This window comes from Corynebacterium sp. HMSC074C05 (assembly GCF_001838325.1).
GTDB lineage: Bacteria > Actinomycetota > Actinomycetes > Mycobacteriales > Mycobacteriaceae > Corynebacterium > Corynebacterium amycolatum.
Window position 1 is genome coordinate 146,229 of record NZ_KV836295.1, and the last position, 8,551, is coordinate 154,779.

Annotated in this window: 5 protein-coding genes; all 5 read right to left on the minus strand. The window is 55.6% G+C overall.

The features are described 5' to 3' along the window. Positions 1-59: 59 nt before the first annotated feature. The 5 genes from HMPREF3042_RS08820 to HMPREF3042_RS08840 all read right to left on the minus strand — a co-directional run bounded on the left by HMPREF3042_RS08820 (position 60) and on the right by HMPREF3042_RS08840 (position 8,217). Positions 60-1,679 carry a SpaH/EbpB family LPXTG-anchored major pilin gene (locus HMPREF3042_RS08820; protein WP_070856837.1) on the minus strand — a complete coding sequence of 540 codons (1,620 nt, stop codon included), beginning with the start codon at positions 1,677-1,679 and terminating at the stop codon, positions 60-62. A 681-nt stretch (positions 1,680-2,360) separates the two neighbouring features. After that, positions 2,361-2,720, minus strand: a complete 360-nt coding sequence (locus HMPREF3042_RS08825) for a hypothetical protein (RefSeq protein WP_070429229.1) — start codon at positions 2,718-2,720, stop codon at positions 2,361-2,363. A gap of 169 nt (positions 2,721-2,889) precedes the next feature. Beyond that, positions 2,890-3,657, minus strand: coding sequence for a class F sortase (locus HMPREF3042_RS08830; RefSeq protein WP_070856838.1), 768 nt, complete (start codon positions 3,655-3,657; stop codon positions 2,890-2,892). Positions 3,658-3,666: 9 nt separating this feature from the next. Beyond that, positions 3,667-6,630 carry a VaFE repeat-containing surface-anchored protein gene (locus HMPREF3042_RS10875; protein ID WP_070856840.1) on the minus strand — a complete coding sequence of 988 codons (2,964 nt, stop codon included), beginning with the start codon at positions 6,628-6,630 and terminating at the stop codon, positions 3,667-3,669. 939 nt (positions 6,631-7,569) lie between these two features. Beyond that, positions 7,570-8,217: a hypothetical protein gene (locus HMPREF3042_RS08840; protein WP_049190903.1), complete on the minus strand. Its 648-nt coding sequence runs from the start codon at positions 8,215-8,217 to the stop codon at positions 7,570-7,572. Between the last annotated feature and the right edge of the window lie 334 nt (positions 8,218-8,551).

Genomic DNA, 8,551 nt, shown 5'->3' on the forward strand with positions numbered 1-8,551 from the left:
CACGCTATTCCCTCAACACTGGAGCTAAAGAGCTCCAGTGACCGAGCCTTTACTCGGATTTAGTTCTTGGAACCGCGGCGGGCGAACCATGCACCAGCTGCGACGATAGCTGCACCGATAGCAGCTAGGATGCCAACACCGGCACCACCGGTCATCGGCAGGTTCGGGGTGGTGTCGTCGGAGTTAACAACCTCACCTGCGTTAGCGCCGACCTGGACGGAAGCCAGCTCGTACTGGCGGTTGCCCTCAGAATCCGTTCCAGTAGCAACCAGCTTGAACTCGAGAGCCTCCGGCAGCAGCTCCTTGCCCTTCGGAGCCTTGGTCTCAATCAGGCAGTAGTGGGACTGTTCGCCCTCGACAACCTCGGCGTTGTCTTCGAAGTCGTTGACGTGGAGACCGGTGATCTTGACGACACCGTCCTGGCCAGAGACGAAGGTGGTATCAACCTTGCCATTCTGCTGACCGTTGACCGGGGTCCAAGAGTCCTTCTTCTTGGTGTCAATCTCGGAGCACTGCTTGCCAGCCTCCTGGCGGACAATCTGGAACTCAGCGCCTTCCAGACCCTTGCGGTCGCCATCGACCTTCGTGAACTGCAGGCCACCCCAGTAAGTCTTGACCTCCGGAGTCTCCTTCGGAGTGCTGTTCTGAGAACCATCCGGGTTGTTCTGGAAGACCAGAGCCTTGTTCGGCGCGATATCGGTAGCTTCCTTGAACTCAGGCTTCAGCGTGGTGGTGATGGTAACGACGACCTTGTCACCCGCGTTAAGGGACTTAGCAGTTTCCTCATTCAGGGCGACGTCGACATTGTTGCCCTCGAAGAACTTCCCATCAACATCCTGCGTCGGCTGGATCTCCTGGCCAGCGACCGTCACCTTCACGTCGGTGATTTCCAGCTTCGGGTCAATCTGGTCAGTGATCTGGAACTGGTTTCGCTCCGTGCCCGGCTTCAGCTGACGAGCAGTACCCGTGACGGTGTAGACCAGGTTTTCGTCGCCAGCGTTCTGGTCCTTGTCCTTGACGGTCTTGTCCGGCTCTTCGTCCTTGTAGTTCTTCGGGAACGCGTGGACATCGTAGTTCCAGCTAGTGCCCTGGTTATCCCCACCGTTATCCGCGGTCATCGGAACGAAAGCGATGAACGGAACAGCCGGGTCATAGCCTTCCTTCGGGCCGGTCTCAACAACCAGGTAAGCACCGAGAGGCAGTTCCGTGCCAACGTTCCACTTGCCGTCTGGGCCGGTCTTACCGGATGCAACCTCCGACAGGACACCCGCAGGCAGGTCACCCTTGAGAGCTGCGCCCTGAGAGAAGTCAGATGCCTTCAGCTTCGAAGCAGCCAGTAGGCCCTCGTTAGTGGTGACATCGATGTCGGTATTGCCATCTGCAGTCTTGTTGATCCTGTAAACGGTGAAGCCGACACCTTCAAGCTTCTGGCCACCGTTGGCCTCAACATCCTTGATATCAGCCTCGGTACCAGACGGCTGGCCTTCACCAGTCGGGTTACCGAACTTGTGAATGGTGAGCGAGCCCTTGGCGTTCTTATTCACCAGGGGAGAGTCGCCAGCAGCCTGGTTGATGGAGGGATCCTCCTGAGCGATTGCAGCCGGGGCGGAGACACCCATCGACAGACCGACGATGGCAGCGAAAGTTACCGAACGAGCGGTACGGGAGAACTTATTCACGAAAACAGGTCCTTTACAGAAGTCCAAAATGAAGCGACACGCTTCAATACGTCTCGCGATTCACTCCAGACGGCGACACCAACGTTCCCCGACTTGCCAAAACTGAGTTTTTCCTTAAGAAAAAGACCAGTTTGTCTAACCTTTTAAGCTTAAGCGTTATGAACTTTAATGTTTGAATGTCGAAACATTACAGCTCAAGCTCATTGCTCGCTCGGTTAACAGCGCTCAGTGAACCGCTTATAAATAACTTAACCGCTTAAGCATCTGACCGATACCCCAAGGAGAACGGGCCGCGACACCTGGGCATGAAAACCCTTCGCATTCACACTTCGTACTACCTCCGCGATAGCTCTTTGCACTGTTCGCGACGGGCTTTTGCCCATTCACCCAAAAAAGCGTCAAGATTTCCTCGATTTATCCCCCTTCCCCCAATCAGGGCTAACCAGTTGGTTTGTATCAATAGCTTTTACCCCCCTACCGCTATCGTCGCAGCGCACGCCGGGCAAATGAGGGCTCATCAACCTTCTCGTATTTGCTGTCACGACAACGTCGTCAAGCGAAAGCAAAAGGACACCCTCAAAAACCAAGTAACGCCCCGCGACCCACCGCCTTGTGCTAGGACCTGTAAAAGCACAGAGACAGTAAGCGACACGGGGCGCGCTGTGGCGTCACAAGAGGCGTTTAGAGAACCGCCCAGTAGTGAACATCGTTGTAGCCGTTGAGCTTGAGGACGTCACCAACCTGATCGACCTTCTTCTTGCCCTCGGGGGTCATACCATCCGGCATGATCTGCACGTCAGCGCTGTGGTCACCGGTGAAGGTGATGTTGACGTAGTCCTTGCCATCGCGATGCTCAAGCTCGAAGACGTAGCGATTGACGGCCAGCTTGCCCGAGTGCAGGAACCCGCCCTTGCCCGGAGCGACAACTGCAGTGTCAGCGGAGGTTGCAGGTGCAGCTACCGCCTGTGCGGCAGTAGCAACCGGAGCGGCAAGCACGAGTGCGCCCACACCCCAGACACCGATTTTCTTCAACATGCTCATAGGTACTTCCTTATCTTCAGTGTTTCTGCAGTGTTTCTGCAGATTTGATTTGTGTTTTCTGCGACTGTCGGCGCCGCTGTTGTTCGACGGCGTTCAACAGCCGCAGCCAATGAAATTGGTCAATGAATTGAGGCTGCGCCCCAGTGCCCTAGTGCCCTAGCGCACTGGATTAGCGCACTGGAGTGGCCTCGACGATGATGTTGTCGGCGTATCCCAACGTGCCGCCGACGAACTCGCCTCCGCAGGTAATGAGGACCAAGCGGTTCTCACCAACTGCATCGTTGACAGCCTCGGGCATCTGAGCGCCCTTGACCACCTGGATTGGATCCTTGCTGACGGTGAAGTCTCGGCTTTCGCCATCTACCTTCACCGTGACAGTGTCACCAGCTTTCAGGTCAGCGAAACGTGCAGCGTAGCCATCGCCCTGGTCCACCTCATTGACGTGACCGGTAATGACGGACGATCCAGCTGCACCTTTCTCACCCGGGATTGCGGAAGCCGAGTACCAGCCAAGGCGCGAAACATCGGTCGGTGGAATCAGAGATCCTTGATCAGTCAGCTGAACGAAATCAATCGGAGCCGACTTACCATCAATGAGCATCTCCATCTCGTGCACAGCTCCCCGAGAACCCTGTGCTGGAGTGGGCAGATTCTCCTGCGCACCATCGAGCGTCGAATCATTGCGATTGATCTGGCCAATCACCAGCAGAGCGATAACGCCGATTAACGCGATAGCGGCGATATACATTCTTGGCTGCTTCCACCAAGGCACGCTTTGTAGGTCTTCGGCTTGGCCGTCGGCCTGGTCTTCATCCTGGCCAAACGGATCAACGTGGCCGAGTGCGCCGGTTTCGGTTTCCGGATCGATGCCGGGCTCGTAACCTGGAGCATTTCCAGGTTCCTTTCCGGTCTCGTCCGAGCCAAACTGATCGGTCATGGAATCTCCTTAGTTCGTGGCTACCGTCGGCAGAGCGTGAGTAGCCAAACCGGTCGGGCCAGACGGAACCGAACTAATTGCACGTCGTTCCGAGTTCGGAGCCAACGGCTTTCCGTGGTTCTTCTGCTTATCCTGGCCAGTGCCTCCGATGATGGTGACGTTGGTGTTGTTCTGCTCCGAGTGCTGATTAATCACAGTGTTCGGGGTGGCAGTGTCGCTGGTCGGTGCGGAGGAATCGTCGTTAGGCGTGCCCTGCTTGCCCTCATCCTTCGGCTGCTCAGATGGCGTGTTCTCTGGGGTCTTGCCATTCGTGACAGTCTGCTCAGCAGAGTTGATGTCCTTGTGAACAGCAACTTCCTTGCCATTGGCATCGGTCAGAGTCTCGAAGGCAACCTGGGAAGCGCAGTCGCCGTCAGTGATGATGATCGGAACATCAACCGTGCCTGCGGATGCCGTCGGCACAAAGTGCAGGCGGCTCCTAGCGCCAGTGGACTTGCCCGTCTCCTTGCACATCAGCTCACCGGTCAGGGTGTACTTCGTACCCGGCTTCAGACCGGTGAAGTGCACCGTGTCGATGACGACAGCGCCCTTTTCAATCAGACCCTTGCCGGCAATACCGGCAGTAGTCGTGATGGCTGGGTTGTCCTCAGACTGAGCTGGGGTGCTCGGATGGTTTGGCTTGCTCGGCTTCTCCGGCTGGGCCGGGTGGGTCGGCTTGCTCGGCTTCTCCGGCTGAGCAGGCTTGCTTGGCTTGCTCGGCTTTTCCGGCTGAGCAGGCTTACTCGGCTTGGTCGGCTTTTCCGGCTGGGCAGGCTTGGACGGCTTGCTCGGCTTCTCGGACTCAGACTTAGACGGAGTTGTCGTCTCAGACGGCTCTTCCGGCTGTGTCGTCTCTGGCTGCTCGGAAGGCTCATCCTCGCTCGGCGTGGCAGGAACCGTGGACGTGGTCGGCTCAGTCGAGCTGGTTTCCGGTGCGGTCGTTTCCTCGGACGGAGTTTCGCTTTCCTCAGTCGGAGTGTCTTCCGGCTTCTCCGGAACCTCTCCAGTCACGGTCTGGTTTGCGTCGTTGATATCTGCGTGGTCAGCGATCTCATTGACCTGACCAGCGCTTTCCTTACCAGTCGAGTCAACCTCATCAGAGGTCAGGTGCTCGAACACGACAGCCTCAGCAACAGGAGTCTTAACAGAGTCAGACACCTCGAGAGTGACAGTCACAGTACCGCTTGCCGACGTCGGCTTGAACGTCGCCTCGCCATGACCAATTACAGAGCTATCAGCCTTGTTAACCAGTTCACCGGAGAGGGTGTAGTTCTTACCAGGCACCAGCCCCTCGAAATGTACGGTGTCGACAACCTTGGCATTAGCCTCAATGCGATTGCCCTGAAGCTCGGCTACCGTGCGCAGCTCCGGCTCCAGCGGCGTATCAGCGGGTTCGCTCGGCTTAGACGGTCCGGTGGTCTCAGTCGGCTCGGTCGGTTCCGTGGTCTGCGACTCAGTGCTGTCAGTCGGCTCGGTCGGCTCCGTCGGGGCAGCCGGCTTCGTGGACTCGGAGGCGTTAGGAGTAGTCGTCGAAGAGCTCGGCTGCTCTTCGCTTTCCGACGTCGTCGGAGCCTCAGACTCACTGGTCTCAGAAGTAGCGGTCTCGCTGGACGACGGCTCCGTTGTTTCCTCGGTTGTCTCCTCGCTCGTCGGAGTTTCTTCGGAGGTCGTCGGCTGTTCCGGCTTTTCGCCGTGAACGGTCTGAGCTGCGTCGTTAATGTCCTCGTGGGAGGCGATTTCTACCGGCTGACCATCGGCGTTGTCCTGGCCATCGGCGGTGACCTCTGTCGAGGTCAGCTTTTCAAATGCAACAGCAGCGGAAACCGGCTCATCCACATCATCGGAGACGGTAATCATGACAGTCTGTTCACCCGAAGAGGTCTCCGGAGTGAACTCGACGCTGCCGGTACCCAGAATGCGGTCGGCATTGGTCTTATCCACCAGAGTGGCGTCCAGGCGGTAGTTCTTACCCGGCACCAGGTCAGTGAACTTCACGATGTCCTTAACCACAGCGCCCGCGACAATCTTGTTGCCATTCAGGCGAGCCTGAGTGGAGATCGACGGCTTAAGCGCCGTCGGCTTCTCCGGCTCGGACGGCTTGGTCGACTCGGACGGGGTCGTGGTCTCCGCAGGAGTGGTCGGAGTAGTTGGCTTCTCCGGTTCTGTTGGCTGTTCCGGTTCGGTCGGCTTCTCTGGCTCAGATGGCTTCGTCGGCTCTGCCGGAACTTCACCTGAAGACGGCGTGACATTATCAATCACAATGATGTCTTGTTTCTTACCATTGTTGAAAATGTAGCCAGTGCGGTTCGTACCGTCGACGGTGCCCTGACCGATGTTAGCCGGACCAGTGAGGTAGTCGTAGACAGCCTTCGTCGATGGGTTGTGAATGCCCTGGGAGAAGTCAATGTCATCGGAGAAGTGCCACAGAGCGAACTGAGTTGCGTTATTGGCATCCAGCACATTCAGACGTCCTTTAACTCCAGCTGCCTTCCCCAGTTCATCCAAACCAACAGCTGGCGAACCGTGGTGCGCAATCCAGTTGAGCTTCCGGTATCGGTCAAAGTCGTTCCGCAGCTTGTTATTGGTATCTGTACTGCGCGAGAACTGACTGAAGTTCTGCACACGACCGGTGTCATAAAGATCACCGCCGACGCTGGCCTCAATGCAGTAACCCATTTTGTGGCTACCATATGGAGTTGCAGCCTCGTCAAAGGCCGCAATAAGTGGCCCAAAATCACGGACATTTCCATTGGCTTCAACACCCTTAACTGTTCCAGGAACACTCAAAATCTTCTGGATCGTCAGGGTTTCGCCAGTGTCTTCTGCCTCCTGCGCATGCGCAATTATTGGAGATTTAGCGAAGAAAAGAGCGAGCACAGCCACGAAGCTAAAAAGCGCCAACCAGCGCTTCTCGTTTGTAAAACGACCGAACATGAGCCCTCCCCCTTCCTTCGATTTCAGTGCGTTATACACCTTTCGCTACCTTTCCAGCCTTCAATTAACAATCAATGACCACGCATAAGCGTCTCCAGCCCCCATCACAGGTAGCCCAGTTGACATCGCCTTCTAATTCTCATTTATAGCGTTGGCCGTCCCCGAATATAACAAATACATTTTATGTTTGTTGAGCCATTTAATTGCCACCCCTCTTGTCATTTATTTCAATATCAATAATTATTGTTTGCATATTTTTTCTGGGGTAGACATTTGGACACCACACGCATGCCGAAGTTCCACTTTCCTCCATGACATCTGGCCATTCAACCCATAAAATCACGATTAACCTGCGCATATGAAGTTTTTTCAATGAATCCCCGCCCATTAATTTGGGTTAGAATGTCTCCCATGTCACGATTTTCATAATTGTGAGTTACGGCACAAATGACACCCCACCCCCACCTAATGAAAATGCAAGCCAATAAATCTCTAAGAGCAAAAATGATATCTCAAGACTATTTGCAAAAGAATCCCCGGACATCATTTAATAAGCCACATAATTGTGTGCTAATTGCGGCTGCATAAATAATCGCCCCTCCGCCCCAACCTCTCCATCCGCGGTTAATAGACAAAAATGGGTCTGATTCACGGCATTCCAACAGATCACGTTATGTAAAACGCGACTGAATAGGGGACTGCAAATGTGAAACTGTGCGAGTTTATGACGCTTTCAGGACATTTTTTGGGCCATTTTTGACATAAACGCAGTCAGTAACTCGGATCGGCCCAACGTCGCCAGCTATAAACACAGAAAAGCGCCTCCCCACTCCACAAGGAGTGAGAAGGCGCTCGTGCGCTGTTACGTATTAATAGCTGCGAGAGCTAATAGCTGCGCAGTGTCGTTGTAGTGCAGTGCCTAAGTCAGCTTAAACGGCCTTAGATAGCCTTTGCACCGGTGAGGTCCAGGTCGACTGGCAGGTTGTCACCCGCACCGTCCTCGGCCAGCAGGCCACCCTGGTTGTTGCCGCCGGTCTGGGCACCCTGCTCCTGGCCGCCAGTCTGGAGGCCACCCTGGTTCTTACCACCGGTCTGGAGCCCCTGCTCCTGGCCGCCAGTCTGAAGGCCGTTCTGGTTCTTACCGCCAGTCTGGAGACCCTGCTCCTGGCCACCGTTCTGCAGACCCTGGTCACCACCGACGTTCTGCAGGCTCTGATCCTGGCCACCGGTCTGGAAACCGGACTGACGCTCACCAATCTGGCCCTTGTCGTTAACCTGATCGCCGCCGACCTTGTCGCCCTTGTCCAGCTTGTCGCCGCCAATCTGGTCGCCACCGTTCAGCTGGTCGCCGCCCGCGTTCTGGAGCCCCTGGTTGCCACCGACGTTCTGCAGAGCGTTGTCCTGATTGCCGCCAATATTCTGCAGACCCAGGTTGCCGCCCTCAGTCAGAGAGTGGAAGTTCGGGAACAGAGAGTCGACCTGAATCAGCGGGCCCTCCGGGAAGTTCACGTTGAACTCAGGTACCGGCAGCGGAGCCGGTGCTGGCAAGCAGGAAATCAGTTCGCAGATGTTGCACAGGTTATCCATGATGATCCTTTAGAAAAATGAAGTGTAGATAAATGGTGTGGCGCGATGCCCAGAGCTGAAGGTAAAGGGCTTCTCGCCTTCTCCTTTGCGGCCACTGCCGTGCTCACACGAAAACCGTACCGGTGATGAAAAACGGTCACAATATAGAAATTCGACCCACTTCAGCCAGGAAATTGGAAACAGAATAACGGCAAAATTTAACCTGCACTTATGCCCAAACGTCGCATGTCACGGGTCACATTGCTAGCCGTTTGGTCACCCCAAACCAGGCTCGCCTTTTCCAGCAGAAACGCCTCGGCACCTAATGAACTGCTCCCCATTAGTTGGACTGAGA

Coding starts and splice junctions, on each gene's coding strand:
- HMPREF3042_RS08825 (WP_070429229.1), bottom strand. CDS start 2,720: ATGAGCATGTTGAAGAAAATCGGTGTCTGGGGTGTGGGCGCACTCGTG.
- HMPREF3042_RS08830 (WP_070856838.1), bottom strand. CDS start 3,657: ATGACCGATCAGTTTGGCTCGGACGAGACCGGAAAGGAACCTGGAAAT.
- HMPREF3042_RS08840 (WP_049190903.1), bottom strand. CDS start 8,217: ATGGATAACCTGTGCAACATCTGCGAACTGATTTCCTGCTTGCCAGCA.
- HMPREF3042_RS10875 (WP_070856840.1), bottom strand. CDS start 6,630: ATGTTCGGTCGTTTTACAAACGAGAAGCGCTGGTTGGCGCTTTTTAGC.